Annotated in this window: 12 protein-coding genes; 11 read left to right on the plus strand and 1 reads right to left on the minus strand. The window is 43.5% G+C overall.

Annotation, left to right across the window (positions count from 1 at the left end; genetic code table 11):
* The first annotated feature begins 58 nt into the window (after positions 1–58).
* From cydD to NSS82_RS17425, 3 genes are all read left to right on the plus strand, one after another.
* On the plus strand, positions 59–1,903 hold the full coding sequence (gene cydD, locus NSS82_RS17415) for a thiol reductant ABC exporter subunit CydD (protein ID WP_076273211.1): 1,845 nt from the start codon (positions 59–61) through the stop codon (positions 1,901–1,903).
* Positions 1,900–3,627 (plus strand): thiol reductant ABC exporter subunit CydC, encoded by a 1,728-nt coding sequence (gene cydC / locus NSS82_RS17420; RefSeq protein WP_076273212.1) that lies wholly within the window; start codon positions 1,900–1,902, stop codon positions 3,625–3,627. The genes cydD and cydC overlap by 4 nt, the downstream gene beginning before the upstream one ends.
* Before the next feature lie 416 nt (positions 3,628–4,043).
* Complete coding sequence (locus NSS82_RS17425; RefSeq protein ID WP_076223699.1) at positions 4,044–4,634, plus strand: hypothetical protein; 591 nt, start codon at positions 4,044–4,046, stop codon at positions 4,632–4,634.
* A gap of 199 nt (positions 4,635–4,833) precedes the next feature.
* On the opposite strand, the gene NSS82_RS17430 is transcribed toward NSS82_RS17425, so the two are convergent.
* On the minus strand, positions 4,834–5,856 hold the full coding sequence (locus NSS82_RS17430; protein WP_076273213.1) for an MBL fold metallo-hydrolase: 1,023 nt from the start codon (positions 5,854–5,856) through the stop codon (positions 4,834–4,836).
* A 206-nt stretch (positions 5,857–6,062) separates the two neighbouring features.
* On the opposite strand from NSS82_RS17430, the gene NSS82_RS17435 reads away from it, so the two are divergent.
* From NSS82_RS17435 to NSS82_RS17470, 8 genes are all read left to right on the plus strand, one after another.
* Positions 6,063–6,638: a TetR/AcrR family transcriptional regulator gene (locus NSS82_RS17435; protein ID WP_076273214.1), complete on the plus strand. Its 576-nt coding sequence runs from the start codon at positions 6,063–6,065 to the stop codon at positions 6,636–6,638.
* Positions 6,639–7,022: 384 nt separating this feature from the next.
* On the plus strand, positions 7,023–7,970 hold the full coding sequence (locus NSS82_RS17440) for an ABC transporter permease (RefSeq protein WP_036677080.1): 948 nt from the start codon (positions 7,023–7,025) through the stop codon (positions 7,968–7,970).
* Between the two features lie 13 nt (positions 7,971–7,983).
* Positions 7,984–8,853, plus strand: coding sequence for a carbohydrate ABC transporter permease (locus NSS82_RS17445; protein WP_036677077.1), 870 nt, complete (start codon positions 7,984–7,986; stop codon positions 8,851–8,853).
* 66 nt (positions 8,854–8,919) lie between these two features.
* Positions 8,920–10,506 carry an extracellular solute-binding protein gene (locus tag NSS82_RS17450; RefSeq protein WP_076273215.1) on the plus strand — a complete coding sequence of 529 codons (1,587 nt, stop codon included), beginning with the start codon at positions 8,920–8,922 and terminating at the stop codon, positions 10,504–10,506.
* Between the two features lie 294 nt (positions 10,507–10,800).
* Entirely contained in the window at positions 10,801–12,540 is a 1,740-nt protein-coding gene (locus NSS82_RS17455) for a sensor histidine kinase (protein WP_076106660.1), read from the plus strand.
* Positions 12,541–12,542: 2 nt separating this feature from the next.
* On the plus strand, positions 12,543–14,162 hold the full coding sequence (locus NSS82_RS17460) for a response regulator (protein WP_256715539.1): 1,620 nt from the start codon (positions 12,543–12,545) through the stop codon (positions 14,160–14,162).
* A gap of 84 nt (positions 14,163–14,246) precedes the next feature.
* Positions 14,247–16,478 carry an FAD-dependent oxidoreductase gene (locus tag NSS82_RS17465; protein WP_076273216.1) on the plus strand — a complete coding sequence of 744 codons (2,232 nt, stop codon included), beginning with the start codon at positions 14,247–14,249 and terminating at the stop codon, positions 16,476–16,478.
* A gap of 17 nt (positions 16,479–16,495) precedes the next feature.
* Positions 16,496–17,704, plus strand: a complete 1,209-nt coding sequence (locus tag NSS82_RS17470; protein ID WP_076273217.1) for an SGNH/GDSL hydrolase family protein — start codon at positions 16,496–16,498, stop codon at positions 17,702–17,704.
* The last annotated feature ends 215 nt before the right edge of the window (positions 17,705–17,919 follow it).

A 17,919-nucleotide genomic window follows, 5' to 3' on the forward strand; every position in this document is an offset into this window, starting at 1 on the left:
TCCATTACGGCATGTTTGAGGTTTCCCTACAAGCCTATATATAAAGGAGGTGTGATCTGTGAAGAGGAAATCCAGTCTGATTTCTCAACAAATGTCTTCACAAAGGAAAAACATGGCTCTCCTCGCAATCATTTCGCTCGGGCTTGGTATAGCTATTGTGAGTCAGGCTGGACTGCTTGCTGAAGCAGTCCAACGGATTTTTGTGGAGAGAGCTTCATTTTCATCGGTTATCCTGTTGCTCGGTATACTTCTGGCTATTATGGCTGTACGCACACTATTGTCCTATGGAAACGGTATAGTTGGCTTGCACATGGCAGCTGCTGCCAAGACAAATATGCGCGCAGCCGTGCTGCAAAACTTGACCCATGCTTCCATGCCTTCAACCCTTAGTGGACAGACGGGAGGGAAGGTCAGTATTGCTCTGGATGCTGTGGATGAGGCTGATAGTTATTTCAGTCAATACATGCCGCGTATGATGGAAGCTGCTATCATCCCGGTTCTGATTTTGGTCGTTACATTTATCCAACATGCCAACACGGGGTTCATTCTATTGTTTACTGCTCCGTTCATCCCGCTGTTCATGATTTTGGTAGGGCTGAAAACGAAGAACAAATCCCAAGAAAAATATGCGCAACTCGCTGAGTTTTCAGGGACGTTTCTGGACTCTCTTCAAGGACTGGTGACATTGAAAATATTCGGACGGGCTCACCGTCAGCAACAGGAGATTGAACGCAGTAGCTTGGGTTATCGTGATGCCACGATGGGTATTCTGAAGATTGCGTTTACGAATACCTTCATGCTGGAATCAATCGTGATGCTAAGCATTGGTATTGTGGCTCTCGAACTGGCCATCCAGTTGCTTGTTTTCAAAGCTATGACGTTCCACACTGCCTTTTTCGTTTTGCTGCTCGTTCCCGAGTTTTACAACCTGTTAAAGAATACGGGAACAGCCTTTCACAGCGGCCGGACAAGTATGGGTGCGGTTCGTAAGGTGGAACAGATGCTTGAGGAAACGGCAGGGGAGAGCAGGGACGCTAATGGCATTGAAGGAGCATTAACAACCGATGGAATCGACGAGATCGACAGCATAGATAAGGTCGGGGATAGGACCGACAGAATAAGCAAACTGGAACTTGCCCATTCCGGAGACCTTTTAATACCACCGTCTATCGTAATTGACCAACTTCGGTTTCAGTATGCTCCAGATTCTTTCGAGCTTAAGACGGGGCGGATCAAGCTTAGTCCAGGAGAACACATTGCGATTGTTGGCAAAAGCGGTTCCGGCAAAACGACTTTGCTACATCTCATTGCCGGTCTGCTGAAACCAGAATCGGGTACGCTTCTGGTGAATGGAAGTCCACTCTCGCAATACGATGAAACCGAATGGTTCGAACATGTTAGCTACATTACACAGCATCCGTATATTTTTGCAGGCACATTTTCTGAAAATATTGCGATTGGTGCTGGTGGAAACATCTCCAGAGCTGAAATTGAGCGGGCGGGGGAGGAAGCCGGACTCGCTGCGCTTACAGCCCAATTAGAGCATGGATTTGATACCTTTGTTGGTGAAGGAGGCCGGGGACTGTCTGGTGGGGAAAAGCAGCGGCTTGCCTTAGCACGCGCTTTTTTGAAGCGTCCTGCTATCATTTTGTTTGATGAACCCACAGTTGGACTGGATTTGCACACCGAGCGGGTACTGCAACGCTCCATAGCCAAACTGGCAAAAACGGCTACGATGATTACGGTGGCTCACCGATTATATACGATTCAACAAGCCGACAAGATTTTGTTTATGGACAATGGAGTGTTGGTGGACTCGGGACGACATGACGAGCTTCTGGAGCGCCTGCCTCAGTATGCCGAGATGATTGATGTAGAGCGGAAAGGGGGGATATCCTCATGAATGAACTGGCTGTTCTGTCAAAGGCGATGATTCAGGAGCGCAAGGATATCATTCTTTCGATTTTGGGTGGATTTATTGCCGGCATAGCCGGTGTGGCACTCTTTTCTGCGAGCGGGTATCTGATTTCACAAACGGTATTTGCGCCACCGCTTTATACTTTAATTGTACTCACCTCCATGGTCAAACTGCTGGGTCTGCTTCGGGCGGCGAGTCGTTATGGAGAACGCTTGTATTCTCACCGGGCGACTTTCTCCATGCTTAGCCGTTTACGTACATCCTTTTTCGCCAAGCTTATTCCTTTAACGCCTGGTATATTGAACAAAAATCGAAGCGGGGATCTGCTTGCGCGGATCGTTGGGGATGTGGAAAGTTTGCAAAATTATTTTTTGCGAGTCGCTTATCCTCCGATCATGGTCGTCATGGTATTTTTGGCTACGGTGCTGTTTACTTCTACCTTTTCGATCTGGATTGCCGTTTTGTTTGTAATAGGTATGCTGGTAACGGCATTCGTTGTACCGGGAATTGTGTTACTCGGGCAGCGGAGAACACATGGACGCGTTCGTGAGCAGAGGGCGCAGCTGTCCACGGAAGTTACCGAAGTGTTGTACGGTTTCCGGGATTTGAAAGTATATGGTCAATTGGCACAGCGGGAGGAGCAGCTTCAGCATGCTTCCGCTGTATTGGCAACTGAACAGCAACGAGCAGCCGGGCACTTGCTGCGCGGGCAATCGATGCATACTTTTGTTACATTTCTCGTTTCCTGGGGAGTGCTGACGCTCGGCGCCTATTTAATTATGGAAGGAGCGCTTGCAGGCGTATTTCTTGCCATGTTGGTTATGGCATCACAAACTGTATTTGAAGAAGCGGCGGCTATGGCCACATTACCCGCGTATAAAGAGGATAGCGAACACGCAGCCAAACGACTGACGGAAACAGTTCAGACTTTTGATGAGCAGTCTTCGCAACCAAGTGGCACATTGCCTGTTAATCATGCTGTTACGATGGAACTATCCAATGTTACATTTCAATATGAAGGGGAGTGGAGACCGGCACTCAGGGATATGTCCCTGCACATTTTACCTGGCTCCAAAACGGCAATAGTCGGGCCGAGTGGGTCAGGAAAATCAACAATTATCGAATTGCTGCTCAAACTGCGAACATCAACGGCTGGCGAGATACGATTAAACGGTATTTCGGTGAAGGAACTGGACGAGACGAGCATTTGGCAAACGGCTAATGTGGTATTTCAGCAAAATCATTTCTTCCGGGGAACGATTCGGGACAACCTGCTGCTAAATGGAGAAGAACACGCTGACGAACAATTGTTGGATGTGCTAGCTAAAATGCAGCTGCCCGATACATCGTTGACCGATATGGTGTATGAAAAAGGGGAGAATCTGTCAGACGGCGAGAAGCAGAGGTTGGCTATGGCGCGAGCGATGCTCCGCAAAGGACGGGTATGGCTTCTGGACGAACCAACTTCATCGCTGGATTATGTGACAGAGCATCACGTATTGAAGCATCTCTACGCACAGGCGGCTAATGATACGCTTCTCCTGATTTGTCATCGGCTAACCGGATTAGAAGAGATGGACCAGATTGTGGTCATGGACCAAGGCAGGGTAGTCGAAACGGGGTCCTATTCGGAGTTGATGGGGCAAAAAGGCTATTTTTATGAGATGAAACAAATCGAACAGCAAATGATCGGAGAAGTTGAAGTGTAAATATAGACCAAACACATCAACTTGTTGCAAATGCCACTTCTCAGATTCCGATGGTTTATACACGATTGATTCAAAAAATGGTTAAGATAAAAACTAAAGGTTGATCTTGTTTGGTATTATCCCCTTCAAGTAGACACTCGAAAAAACCTGCATGTTATCATGGAGGTTCGAGTGACACTTGGAGGGGATATTTTCATGGCGAAAAAAGGACAAACATTCCAACGGAAAAGGGCCACACAAGCTCCTTGCGAAGCTCGATTTAGATTGTAATGATCTTTATTGCTGTCACATTTTGGGTCGAGCTCTTCGTTGTATAGAGCGTAAAAACAGAATCGAAAGATGAGGCAGATCGTTTCAAGGCATTTTTTGAACTTAAGGAAAAGGTGCTAAAGAACGGGGAAGCAGGGCTGTTTTATATGGTTGCCAATAACCCGAATCATCAAACAGATCTTGGAACGAAGTTGACTATCTTCTACAATCCATCTCAATTGCGCGATAAGATTACGGATAAATCCATTAAGATCGCAGACAACATCAATGGAAATTATACTTTCCAAAAGGCGGACGTAATCTTTAAAAATGCTCAGGAAGTGAATCCTCCTTCTTCGGAAGAAAAGAAGAAAATGGCAGAAAAGCTGAGAAAACAGGCGGAAGAGTCCAATAAGGGCTATGCAATGATGTCTGTTGAAATGACAGATCAGTTTTCTCTTCTCAATGTTACGTATCAAAATGGCGAAGATAAAATCGGGGTTATGATCAATAATCTGAGCGGGAAAAGCGACCCAACATCGTATATTGACGAGAAAGTTGAATTTAAGCAGGAGAAGGTTCAAGTGAAGGGTGTAGAAATGCTGCATACAGAATTTGGTCCTTCGCAGTGGCACGAGCTGAAATGGGTATACGAGAGCCCAGACAAAAAGGTGAAATACGCCTATACTATACAAGGAGACTTGAATAAGGTAAGCAAAGAAACCTTGATGAAACTTGCCGAAGGTTATTTGGAATAATAAGTCCAACAACAACGGGAATCTTCTCCAATCCAAATGAGGGGATACCCTCTAGTAAGTCATAGTCCTTCTCCATTTTTTATCATAATCGTTTCTAAGCACCGTTTTTAATTTCGTGGAACAATTCAAAAGAACGGCCGCTGTTCGCATCATTTGCGACAGGGCGGTTCTTTTGTTTTCATAGGTTAGCTGTAAATTGCTATTCTTGCCAAACACTCATAGGGTCCCATGGCTTGATCTGATTGTCATATTTTCCAGCCAAAAAAGCTTTCATGTCTTCCAGCTTAGCAGGCACCTCGTTCCAAATTGGAAGGGGTGGTAACCCTCGTTTGCTTTTCAATAGGATATCCACTGTAACATACAAGCGTTCTGGCTGAATCCAATGAAGGAAGAGGGAAATATCCATTTGCTTGGTCAGGGACAAGGAATCGATTTCGTCATTGTAATGCTTGTTGAACTCGCTGATCAGGTTCAAGAGGTAGTCTCGCTGTTCCTTCACGAAATCCAAGCCGCAAATGGCGCCATGCCCTGGAACAACGATTTCGGGTTTAATTTCATCAATAATGCGATCAAGCACTTTAACCCAATTGAGAGTTCCCTCTTCGCTGTATGCCGTACAACCATTAAACACGACATCGCCAGCGAACAGCACTTTTTCTTTTGGCATCCACAACAGTAAGTCACTATCAGAATGGGCTGGAGCTACGTTGTGAATCATAACTTCTGTATCGCCAAGACGGATGTTGATATCGTCCTTTATCTCAATACTCGGGAGCACCCATTCTACGCCTTCCAGGTCGAATCCTTCAAATTCCGCTGCAAAAAACCGCTCACCCGGAGTCGATTCCGGAGAATTCTTTCCTCTTCTGATGACGCTGTCCATCCAAGCGATATTTTCGGTGAGACGCTCTCTGGAGGCTTCCTTGTGCATAATAATACAAGCATCTTCAAACACTTTGTTTCCCCAGGCGTGGTCGCTGTTATAGTGCGAGTTCACCACATATGCGGGAGAGCTGCCGTTGCTTACTTCCATAAAAACCTCCCGCATTTCCCGCGCATGGAACAAATCGAAGAATGTGTCATACACCAACCCATCACCCTTGTTGATAAATCCGGCATTGGCCCAACTGATCCCACGATACGGCGAAATACCAGCAAAGACGCCATCTGCGACTTCAAAAAATTTAACGCGAGGTTTTTGGATAATACGTCCATACTTCATAAAAATTCTCCTTTACGTATATGTTTTTAGGATAAGGCATACTGACTAAGTCATTATTATAGAGAATGAAAAGAATAAATGCAAGCGAGTACTTGCTTTCATTTATTCTATGCGATATGATAGTAAAAGAGCATGCTCACGCAAGTGGTACCTGACTGCAAAACTTGTAGTAGAATAGGATTAACATATGCAAAAGGAGAACTACAATGCAAACTTCAGACAGAATCATTGAAGCCGCGACACGTCTCATCAAAAAGAATGGCTATCGGGGTGTAAGCACCAAAGCCATTGCAACGGAAGCTAAAGTAAATGAATCTACGATTTTCCGGCAATTCGGAAGTAAGCAAGGGATATTGGAAGCCATCATTCAAAGACATTCGGATATTCCGCAATTTGAGAAGCTGTTAAAAGAGGAAGCGACCGATAATCCGGAAGTCGATCTGCTGAATGTAAGTCAGCAGTACCGTTTGTTCTTCCATAAAAATGCGGACATCATTTTGATTGGTATCCGCGACAAAGGAATGCTTCCCGAATTAGACAGAGTGCTGGCCGATCCGCCGGCGAAACTTCACTCCTTGCTGGTTGAATATTTTGAACGCTTGCAGAAGAAAAAAGTTATCGCCAGGCAGGATGAGCGTCTTGTCGCAATGTCTTTTCTCTCGATGTGTTACGGATTTCAGATGAGCGAGCTGATTCATCGGCAATATCAATCCCAATTCGTCACCGAGGAAGAGTTCTACAAGCATAGTGTCTCATTGTTTGTTAAAGGAATTTTGGTCTAGTCATAAGCATTATTGATTTATATATTGAGAAGTCTAAACTTACGTGAACAGGGATGGAGGATGCCTTTTTTGCTCATGAATGTAGTTTTTAGTAATGGAAAATAAAATACGTGGATGCATTATATAAAAACAGACTCATTAAATTAAGCCCATTTTTTTCTAGGGCTTTTTTTGTTTGGGACCTCAGGATTGTATTTGGTCTATACTCAAACTTTCGTGTCAGAGTTATTGTACGAGCTTTAATGCAAGACAATCATGCCTATTGTATTCGAATTATCCGAGGCTGTACTTACTTAATATCTTATAAGAAATTCTTGAAATTACAGAAATTTATCCAATAACGAGATGCTATTATACAAATACAAATAAAGACGAGGTGATGATATGCAAGCAAAATTGGCAGCGGACGCCATTCCCCTCCCCAAAAAGCGGAACTCATGGATAAGGACGATAAAAAAGTATAAAGTGATGTACGCTCTCTTGTTCCCGGCATTAGTTTACTTTGCCGTATTCAAATACATTCCTATGGCGGGAATCATTATTGCCTTTAAAAACTATAACCTAGCTTTGGGACTATGGGATAGCCCATGGGTGGGATTTAGAAATTTCACAGATTTTATGAACGGCGTTTATTTCTGGGACATCATGAGAAATACGATTATCATATCCCTGTATAAGCTGTTGTTCGGTTTCTCAGCTCCTATCATACTTGCTTTGCTGCTCAATGAAGTTTATACCCAATGGTTTAAGAAAATCGTACAAACGATCACTTATTTACCCCACTTTCTATCATGGGTCATTGTTTATGGAATGATGGTGGCATTACTAGCCCCAGGGGATGGTCTTTTTAACATGATTTTGAAGGAAACTGGAGTTGAACCCATCTCATTCCTAACGGAACCTGCCTGGGGCAGACTGCTGATCATCTTATCTGAAATATGGAAGGATATTGGATGGGGAGCGATATTGTACCTTGCAGCATTAGCAGGAATCGATCCAAGCTTATATGAAGCGGCTAGAATTGATGGCGCTTCCAAGTGGAGACAGCTATGGCATGTAACACTTCCCGGCATTCGAGGCGTTATGATTCTGATGCTGATCCTTAAACTAAGCCATATTCTGGATGCTGGTTTTGACCAAATATTCATGTTTGCCAACAGCTTTAATCAGGAGAAAATCGACATTATCGACACATGGGTATACCGTGAAGGGCTCGAGCGACTTAAGATTGGCTTGGCTACTGCTGTGGGATTATTTAAAGCGGTCATCGGATTTGTTTTAGTGTTGGCAGCGAATAAGCTCGCCAAAAAATTCGATGGGCAAATTTGGTGAGGTGGTTATCAAAATGATCAATTTGACAATCGGAGAAAAGGTCTGGCAAGCATTCGTTTATTTTATTCTTATTTTGCTAGCTCTACTTTGCTTACTACCCTTTCTATATGTTGTTGCTGTTTCAGTAACGCCAGAATCGGAAGTGCTAAGAAGAGGAATTGTTATTATACCAGAAACCTTTACCTTTCTAGCCTATAAAGAAGTATTTATTTCTCATGGTATTGGGCAGGCGTATAAAATCACATTGTTTCGAACGATTGTGGGCACTGCTCTCAATGTGTTCTTTACGGTAATCGCGGCATATCCGTTATCCAAAAAATATTTGCCGGGTCGCAGCCCATTTTTACTATTCATTGTCTTTACGATGATGTTTGGGGGAGGATTAATTCCGACTTATTTACTAGTCCGCTCTCTGGGATTGCTAAACAGCCCGTGGGTATTGATTATTCCAAATCTCATTAGTGCATTTAATCTGGTGATCATTAAAGGCTTTTTCGAGCAATTGCCTGCTGAAATCGAGGAATCAGCGAGGGTAGACGGTGCAAGTGAACTTCAGTCGCTATGGCGGATCATCTTACCTCTGTCCTTGCCCGTCCTATCCACAATTTCTTTATTTTACGCAGTCGGGCATTGGAACAGTTACTTCGATGCTATTGTTTATATCAATGATTCCAACTTAATGCCGCTTCAAGTGATCTTGCGCAACATCCTGCTTAACGTCGCAACACAAAGTGCTGATTCGCTTGCCAATACCGGAGCTGTTAGTACGTTCGCTATACAAATGGCAGCAGTTGTCGTGACTACAGTTCCGATTTTGATCGTTTACCCATTTATGCAAAAGCATTTTACCAAAGGTGTGCTCTTGGGATCGGTTAAAGGTTAAAAAGATATTCCAACCTGAGTTGTTACGGGGAAACCGTGATAATATAGAAGCAAAGGAGAGGTCATAATGCAACGTAAAGCGATTACATTTTCTATTCTGACAGCAATGGTCGGTGTGGGAACAGTATTGTCAGGCTGTGGGGAACAAAAAGAGGTTACATCGACAGCTTCGGGTAATTCACAAGGCCAGTCTAGTCCCTTTGAAACCAAATTGAAAATTTCGATGTTTAACCAAGGAACTTTCAATGCTGCTGCTCCGATTCCTCCCCGTGAAGAAGATATCCAACGCCAAATGTTGGAGAAAGCAGTAAATATCGACTTGGAAATGATGATTCCTCAATCAGGGCAAGCAACGACTAAATTAAATACGCTCATTGCTGGCGGAGATATTCCAGATTTGATCTTCTTAAAGAGCCGGGCTGATCTTGCACAATATTATGACCAGGGCGTTCTTGCGGATTTGACACCGTATCTGGATCAATTTCCTGAATTGCAGAAACGTTTTAGCAACGACTCCTGGGAGGCGATGTCCTATCAGGGAAAAACCATTGGGGTTCCAGGTTATGATAACGTAAACGGTATTAGTCGAAGCTTCTTTATCCGTAATGATTGGCTGAAAAAGCTGAATATGGAAGTGCCAACAACACCCGACGAGCTATTTGAAGTTATGAAAGCCTTTACAGAAAAAGACCCGGACGGCAATGGCAAAAATGATACGTACGGATTCATAGGCGGTATGAATAAAGAAGGTAATCTGCAAACCTACGGCTTCGATAGTTTGATGTGGATGTTTGGTGTCAATCCTCCCTCAGCCATTGATGTGAAAGACAATGAACCGGTGTTCCTGTTTACCGACCCAAAAATGAAAGAAGCACTCGCTTATATCAATAAAATGATGGAAGCTAAAGTTGTAGATCCAGACTGGGTGACGATGAATACTCCCGATTTATTGGACCAAAAGTTATTTAAGGGTAAAGTTGGCTTCATGATAAGAGATGCCCGCAGGTTGGAACCAGATTATCAGCAAAAAATGAAAGAAATCAGTGGAGAGGTGCCGGAATGGATCGTCATTCCTCCAATGACAGGTCCTTATGGTGATCAAATTGTAGAGAGAAAATCGTTCCAAGGCAATTCATGGGCCATATCCAAGAAAGCGGATAAGGACAAAATCATTCGGATCTTGTCCATGCTAAATTATCTCTTTACGGACAAAGAAGCATATCCGAATTTTGCATACGGAATTAAAGGGATTCATTGGGATTTGGTAGACGGCAAGATCAAAAATAAAACCTCCGAATTATCAAAGGAGATGAAAGAAAAGTACTTATGGGTCGATCATTATAGAATGCCGCGTCGTGGTGATGATGCTGAGTACTTCAGCTTCCAGAATCCTAAGACGGCAGAAGCTTTTGAGAACAACCAGAAATACGTGGCGGCTACGTTGCCCGGGAATTTATTGACTGAAGACCCGAACGATTCATTGGCAGCTGACCGCCAACGTTACATTAATGAAAGCTTGGTCAAATTTATGACTGGCAAAGAACCTCTTTCGAACTGGGACAATTTCCTCAATACATTGGAAACTAAGTTTGACATGCAGAAGTATAAAGACTCAGTAATCAAGCAATTTAAAGAAGCAGGCTTAATCAAGTAAATCAAGTAGAAACGGCGCCGTCCTTTTAAAGGACGGTACCGTTTCAGCGAGAAAGATAAGGAACATTTATGCGCGAAGCATATAAATGTTCCTTATCTTTTAAACGAAGAGAGCGGCCATAATTAGCCCCTCTCTTTATTGAAATATAAGAAGGTTAAGTTTTACTTTTTACTTTATACTTTATTTTTCTATTTTTCGAAGAAACGCTTATCGTCCTTAAAAAGGACGCCGAAGGCGTTTCTTCTTATCATATGCTATTATTTGTTTATTACAGATTTAAAAGGAAGATGATCGATGCGAAGAAGAATCAGCTTGCCTTTAAAACTATTTTTTATCGTGTTTGCATTTGTATTAAGCTGCATAATCTTGATAAGCCAATTGTCTTATCGCTATGTCCAAAAGGAAATAAGAACCTCTGACATTTATTACACCAACCAAATACTTGATAAGATTGATCAGTATTTCACAGTTAATTTTTCCTCCTTCCAGACGATGCTGTTCTCGGTCGAGTCATCGGTGAAAGCCAACATTGACAATCCGGACGTGATTAAAAAGCAATTAAGAGAGCTGTATGAACTCAACAGTAATTACGTCAGTAATATTTATTTGATCAAAAGCGATTTATCTATTCTAGGCGGAAGTACACCTACCCGAATATTTGATGAACCTTTAGCTGAAAGAGAACCATTGTTTGATGCAGCTGACAAGAATAGAAGGATTACATTTGTCAGTGATCCTTACAAATCTAAATATTCCGGCTGGACAGTTACGATGGTCCGATATCTGAACAGCGCTCCGTTTCCTATGGCCATTGCGGTAGATTTAGATCTAAATGCCATTGAAGAAACCTTGTTCAAGATTAATAAAAAAGAACAAATGAATTTGGCTCTAATCACCGCATCGGGAAAAATCATTGCCGGATTTTCGGAAAATAAAGGCCCCCTGAATGTTCAAGATCATACTTTTTCAATCGGTGAAACGTCAGCGGAACAAATTCTGGATACTACAGAAACAAACCTTCAACTGCACACCAAGGAGGGGATTCAGGTCTCCCTTCTGAAAAAACCGACTGAAAAATTTAACTGGACCATCATCTCAATCAACGATGAATCACGCTTGAAAGCTGCTTTATCCAGATTGGAAACCTATTATATAGAGCTTCTAGCTGCAGGTTTTCTCTTAAGTCTGTTCGTTTCCTTCTTTATTGCCAAATATATAAGGACTCCGCTCTATGCACTCAAAACAAAAATGAAGCGGGTGGAGCAAGGCTCCCTCACAACTACAATATCGATTAACCGAAACGATGAGTTTGGAGATCTTTCCCGAGCATTCGATCGTATGCTGCAGCAAATTGTGGAACTGATTCGGGGAGCAGAGCTTCATAATGAACTTGAACGCAAGCTGGAAATTCAAGTACTGCAGTCTCAAATAAACCCTCATTTTCTGTATAACACGCTTGGTTCTATCAGCAATGTCATACGACTCGGACAAATAGAGAAAGTAGATGTGGTGATTGAGTCTCTTATTTCAATATTGGAATATGGGATAGCCGACGCTTCGGAGAAGGTATCACTGCGTCAGGAATTGCAAAATGTATCGGACTATATCGCGATCCAGAACATCCGCTATAACAGAAACTTCCACTTAATCGAAAATATCGAAGCAGGGCTAATAGATTTTCCGGTTTTTAGAATGCTGCTGCAGCCCCTTGTGGAGAATAGTATCTTCCATGGTTATAACGGTGGGGGGATCGAAGGCCCTATTACTATTCATGCGTACAGGGAGGGCGGCAATGTCATCATAGAAGTAGTTGATCAGGGCGAGGGAATTCCAACTGATAAAATAAAGCATATTTTAATTTCAGAACCGGGGGATGTGGAATTGAAAAGAAAAAGAATCGGGTTAAACAATATTCATGACCGAATCAGACTTCACTACGGAGAACAATTCGGGCTCCAAATCATAAGCATACCTAAGGAAATAACCCGGGTTCGCGCCTTATTCCCAGCAGGCTTGTTTAAAGGAGATGCATGATGATGAGAGACTACACCTGCTTCATTGTTGACGATGAAGATCTAATCATTCAGAGATTGGAATTGTTTTTTCACGAGCTCTCCCTTAGGGATAGGCGATTTCATTTAGTGGGAAAAGCGAATAATGGGCTGAAGGGGTTAGAGGAGATCGTAAAGCTTAAGCCGGATATCGTAATATCTGATATCGTCATGCCGCGAATGGATGGGATTTCCATGATTGAGCAGCTAAAGCCAAAGCTTCCCCATACCCAATTCATTCTTTTGACCGCTTATTCATCCTTTGAATACGCCCAGAGAGCTATTCAAGCCAACGTATTGGAGTACATTGTTAAGGTTCCGCTCAGGGATGCGGATTTGGATCGAGCTTTAGATAAGGCAGCCGGGATTTTAAATGAGGTAAAGAAAAAAGAAGCGGAATTTCAATCGTTAAACGTATCCGTGCTTGAAAATAAATATAGAGTCCGCAAGCAATTTTTTAACGAGCTTATCAGAGGCGAAATTCCTTCTCATCGGGCATCGGATTTTGCCAATCGCATGCAGTTCCATTTTTTTCAAGCCAACTATCGCTGCTTCATTGTCGAAATGAATATGTATGAAAGTTTCCGAAACGATTATTCAGCGTCTGATCAAAACATCTTGCGGTATGCGATTACAAATATAATCGAAGAAACGGTGATGAATGGCGGCAGTGGTGTAGCTGCGGATCTATCCGATAATCGTTTTATTGGCTTTCTTTCCTGGGAAAATAATCGTAGTGATCTGGAAACGGAATATGATTGCCAGACACTGGGGGGGCAGATCGTCTCCCATTTGCATCAATATTTGAATCAAAGGGTATCTGTCGCTTTTGGAGGTCAGCACCGAGGCTGGGAATCCATCAAACAAGCTTACACGGAAGCACAAAATGTGAGTGATGATTTCTATTATCATACAGAGAAAGTAGTAAAAACACCCATGCATCGGTTCCATTACCATAATGACAGAAAAGAAGAATTTCAGCAGAAACTGGCTGATTTTCTTGCTGGGGTGAAAAGAAAGGTTTCCAAGGAAGAGCTGGAGAAAGCATTTGCTGATCTGAACCAATTTGTTACGGACCATAAAATCCATAAGTCCATCATGGCGCCTATGCTACGAGACTTGTACAGAGACATTATTGTGAAGTTTAAATCGGGGAACAAGTTGGCCACGGAAGTAGCAGAGTTTCCCATAGAATTTTTAGCTTTTCGGGAGCAGCTTGCCTATATTGGCGACTTTACCTTCGAATATGTACACGCTGGCCAACTTTTACATCGTATAGAAATTATGAGTGCTATGCGGTTTATAGAGAAAAACCTGAAACAGCGATTAACGCTCGAGGCGATTGCCGAGGAAGTGAATTTAGCTCCATCGTATTTTAGCAGCTTATTCAAAAAAACAATGAACGAGGGCGTTATCAGCTACATCAATCGTAAAAAAATCCAATTAGCTCTCGAGCTGTTAAATGTTCAGGATTATTCTATATTGGAATTGTGCGAGGAAGTAGGAATTGTGAATGAAGGTTATTTTTGCAAATTATTTAAAGAATATACGGGTGATACTCCTAAGCAATATCGGATAAAAATGACACGGTATGAATCCAATTAAGGTTGCAAAAAATGTGTGATTTTTTCGCGAAATCATGTAAAAAAAAAGGGAGCAAAAGGATTACCATGATAGAAGGATCTAATCATGGAGGTTATCAAAATGGAGCTTATTAAAGCAGATGTAACCGTCGTCGGCGGAGGTATTGCTGGGATATGCGCTGCCATTGCTGCCGCACGCCAAGGGCTGCAAGTGTCACTTATTAATGATCGACCGGTTCTTGGGGGAAATGCGAGCAGCGAGGTCAGGGTTCATATCAACGGGTCGGCATATCTCGGAAACAGTCCATCCTATTATGCACGCGAAGGAGGGTTGGTGGAAGAACTCAAGTTGAAGATTTTCCACTATAATCCGTTATACAACAAGAAGCTGATGCTTTCGCTTTCGGATACGGTCTTGTTGGATATGGTCTATGCTGAGCCTAACATTTCTCTATTTCTGAATACATGCGTGCATGAAACGGGCATGGAGAACGGCAGAATTAAATGGGTGGAGGGCCTTCAATTGGCTTCCGAAAGGAAATTTCGTTTTGAAAGCCGAACCTATATCGATTGCTCCGGAGATGGAGTTGTCGGATATCAGGCAGGTGCTCTCTTCCGATGGGGGAGAGAAGCGAAACATGAATACAAGGAAGAATTGGCTCCTGAAGTGGCGGACCATTACACCATGGGCGATACGATCCTGTTTCAAGCCCGTGACGTAGGATATTCCGTTCCATACAAAAGACCTGGCTTTGCGTATGATATTACGAAGTTGGCCTTTTTCGATAGTATCAGAAAAGGCTTGAACCATCGGGCTTTTCCAAGAAAAATCAACGGGCTTGGCGGATTGTGGTGGCTGGAATACGGCGGACATATGGATATTATCAAAAATAATGAAGATATCGCGTTGGAACTGCGGAAATTGGTGTACGGGATTTGGGATTATCTCAAAAATAGCGGTGAATTTGATGATGTAGACAATCTCATCTTGGATTATGTATGCCCGATCCCGGGAAAGCGGGAGTCGAGGAGGTTTATTGGGGATCACATGTTGTCTCAGAACGATCTCACAGCAAAGCCGCATTTCGAAGATGCTGTATCCGTCGGTGGATGGTATATGGATTTACATGCTAATAAGGGCATCTACGATGAGGGGCCGGCTACAGCTTGGAATTTCGTGCCCGGATTGTACAATATCCCTTTCCGCAGTTTATATTCACGAAATATTCCTAATCTCTTGTTCGCTGGTCGCAATATAAGTGCTACCCATGTGGCTTTCGGATCTACAAGGGTTATGGCAACCTGCGGTTGTATGGGGCAGGCGGTTGGAACAGCTGCTTCTTTGTGCTCGAAATATGAGGTAGACCCCGCGGCCATAGTCGAAGCTCATATGGGGGAGCTGCAGGCGCTACTGCTTCGAGACGGGCAAACCATTGTAGGCCTTCAAGAAAAATTGGATCCTTACTTCGCTGACGGATTAACTATTCGTGCCTCGTCTCAGCGCAGTTATGACAATCTTCATCCAACCGAAGAGATTTCCTTGGAGAAAGGGTTATGTTTGGTCTTGCCGATTCAGACATCCGTGGCTGAAAGCGTACGGATCAAAATTAAAAATAGGTCCAAGCATTCGGAAACTCTACATGTGAAGCTGTTTGGCGGGGAACGGAAGGAAAACTACATTCCAACCAGCGAGTTGAGAGACTACCACTTGGTTATTACAGCCGGTCATGACGACTGGATTACGCTAGACTTGGACTGCAAGAAACCGGCTGACGACAAAATCTACATCATATTGGAGGGCACGGCGAGCCTTGCCATATACGGTAATGAAGAGAAATTGACAGGTGCGGTCAGCTTCCATTATAGGCCGGAAGAGCCGTCCAGGCTGAAGAAATTCAATAAGAGCATTTGCTTTAAGGACCTGATGCCAGCTCAGAATATGTATAGTCCTGAGAATGTTGTCAATGGCTACTCCAGACCTTATGGCCAACCGAACGGTTGGATTTCTGAACATTCGAAAGGACAGGAATGGTTGGAATTCTGTTTTACAAGCCCCAAAAATCTGGACGAAATCCATCTTGTTTTTAATTCGCAGCTGGATTTGGAGCATTTCAACGATCCGATCGAGTCCCTTATTCAAGATTATGATATGACCTTGACCTTAGAAGACGGAACCGATAGGACAATCATAACTCGTGGGAATTATCTCACCTTGAATAAACATAAGGTGGATGAGAAACGTGTATCCCGAATCCGGATTAATTTCTGCGCAACTTATGGTTCGCCTTATTTCGAAGTGTTTGCTGTGAAATTGTTTGCTCCTAAAATCGATAAATGAGGTCAGGTGAAGTCACGATGAAGGAATTATTCCCTCGTAAAGGGCTCCCCAATATAATTCAAAAATTGGAAAATGGGGATACCGTAACAATCGTCTATTTCGGCGGCAGTAATACACGTTCTGAAGGCTACAGGGTCATGACGGCGGATTGGCTTCGTAAGCAATATCCTAAGGCGGATATCCGCTCTGTGAATGCAGGCATTGATGGGACAGGATCGGATTTGGGCTGTGCCCGTTTGGAGACAGATGTACTGCGTCATCGGCCTGATCTAGTATTTGTTGAATTTGTCGGTAACGATGGCGGAGATCCCGAATCCAAGGCGCGTATCGAAGGGATTGTCCGTCAGATCCGCAAGCGGAACCGGTTTACCGATATCCTGTTCGTTTATACGCTGAAGGAGCGGGATGTGGCCTTATTTCAGTCTGGGGAATACCAGAAGGGGGCTATAATGCAAGAGGAAGTGGCCGACTATTACGGCATTCCTTCGATTCATCTAGGCGTAGAGGTCAGTCACTTGGTGTCGGAGGGAAAACTCGTTTTTACCTCAAGGGAAGACGTGTCCATTTCCGGAGCCGTTGTTTTTACGCATGATTCGATCCATCCGACTATTCCCGAAGGACACCAGATTTACACGGATACGATCACCCGGTCATTTGAGAAAATTAGAGAACTTCAAGATCATCCGGGAAGGTCAGTACATCACTTACCTCAGAATCCGTTGGTTCCGGCTAATCCTTGGGAGTATGCGACCATGCTGTCACTGGATAGTCTTACCGATTTTTCCGCAGGATGGTCTTACATGACTCCGGATGATTGTGCTTTAGTGCGCGAGTACAATTGGTTGTTCCCCGGCCTATGGCGAGCAGTCGATCCTGGAGAGGCTATCACGGTGCAGTTCGAGGGAACCCATATCGGATTATTCGATATCGGGGGGCCTGATTCTGGCAGATTGAAGGTGTCGGTGGATGGTGGAGAACCCTTTATTGTCGATCGATTCACACTACACAACGATCATAATCGTAATCAGTATGTATTCTTGCCAGAGCTCCCGAATGGGAAACATACAGTTCGCTTCGAAGTCGATACCGAAAAGACAGACAAAGCGGCTGTGTTTGAGGCATCTGGAAATGAACGAAGTATTGAGCATGTTCGGCAGCATCCAGATTGGTATGATCAAACGGTGATCCAGCTTGGGAAGTTGTTATTGGTGCAGCCGCCATTATAATTAATCTAAAGGTTTTATCCAATTGAAAGACCTATTTCATACTGACTGCAGTTGAGCGGCCAGTTATGATGTAGGTCTCTTTTTTAAAGGAAGACAAAGTCGTTTCTTCTTGCTTAAAATCTTATAAGAAATTCTTGAAATCAAAGAAATTTCACAGTTCTGTGACATGCTATGATAAAAACGACGGAGCGGGATTAGCCAGAAGGATACGGTTG

Source organism: Paenibacillus sp. FSL H7-0735 (assembly GCF_038008505.1).
Classification (GTDB): domain Bacteria; phylum Bacillota; class Bacilli; order Paenibacillales; family Paenibacillaceae; genus Paenibacillus_AQ; species Paenibacillus_AQ odorifer.

What these genes read in the sequence shown, in the direction of transcription:
- NSS82_RS17450 (WP_076273215.1), top strand. Translation starts at nt 8,920, where the DNA reads ATGCAACGTAAAGCGATTACATTTTCTATTCTGACAGCAATGGTCGGT.
- NSS82_RS17430 (WP_076273213.1), bottom strand. Translation starts at nt 5,856, where the DNA reads ATGAAGTATGGACGTATTATCCAAAAACCTCGCGTTAAATTTTTTGAA.
- NSS82_RS17425 (WP_076223699.1), top strand. Translation starts at nt 4,044, where the DNA reads ATGGTTGCCAATAACCCGAATCATCAAACAGATCTTGGAACGAAGTTG.
- NSS82_RS17460 (WP_256715539.1), top strand. Translation starts at nt 12,543, where the DNA reads ATGAGAGACTACACCTGCTTCATTGTTGACGATGAAGATCTAATCATT.
- NSS82_RS17470 (WP_076273217.1), top strand. Translation starts at nt 16,496, where the DNA reads ATGAAGGAATTATTCCCTCGTAAAGGGCTCCCCAATATAATTCAAAAA.
- cydC (WP_076273212.1), top strand. Translation starts at nt 1,900, where the DNA reads ATGAATGAACTGGCTGTTCTGTCAAAGGCGATGATTCAGGAGCGCAAG.
- NSS82_RS17445 (WP_036677077.1), top strand. Translation starts at nt 7,984, where the DNA reads ATGATCAATTTGACAATCGGAGAAAAGGTCTGGCAAGCATTCGTTTAT.
- NSS82_RS17455 (WP_076106660.1), top strand. Translation starts at nt 10,801, where the DNA reads ATGCGAAGAAGAATCAGCTTGCCTTTAAAACTATTTTTTATCGTGTTT.
- NSS82_RS17465 (WP_076273216.1), top strand. Translation starts at nt 14,247, where the DNA reads ATGGAGGTTATCAAAATGGAGCTTATTAAAGCAGATGTAACCGTCGTC.
- NSS82_RS17435 (WP_076273214.1), top strand. Translation starts at nt 6,063, where the DNA reads ATGCAAACTTCAGACAGAATCATTGAAGCCGCGACACGTCTCATCAAA.
- NSS82_RS17440 (WP_036677080.1), top strand. Translation starts at nt 7,023, where the DNA reads ATGCAAGCAAAATTGGCAGCGGACGCCATTCCCCTCCCCAAAAAGCGG.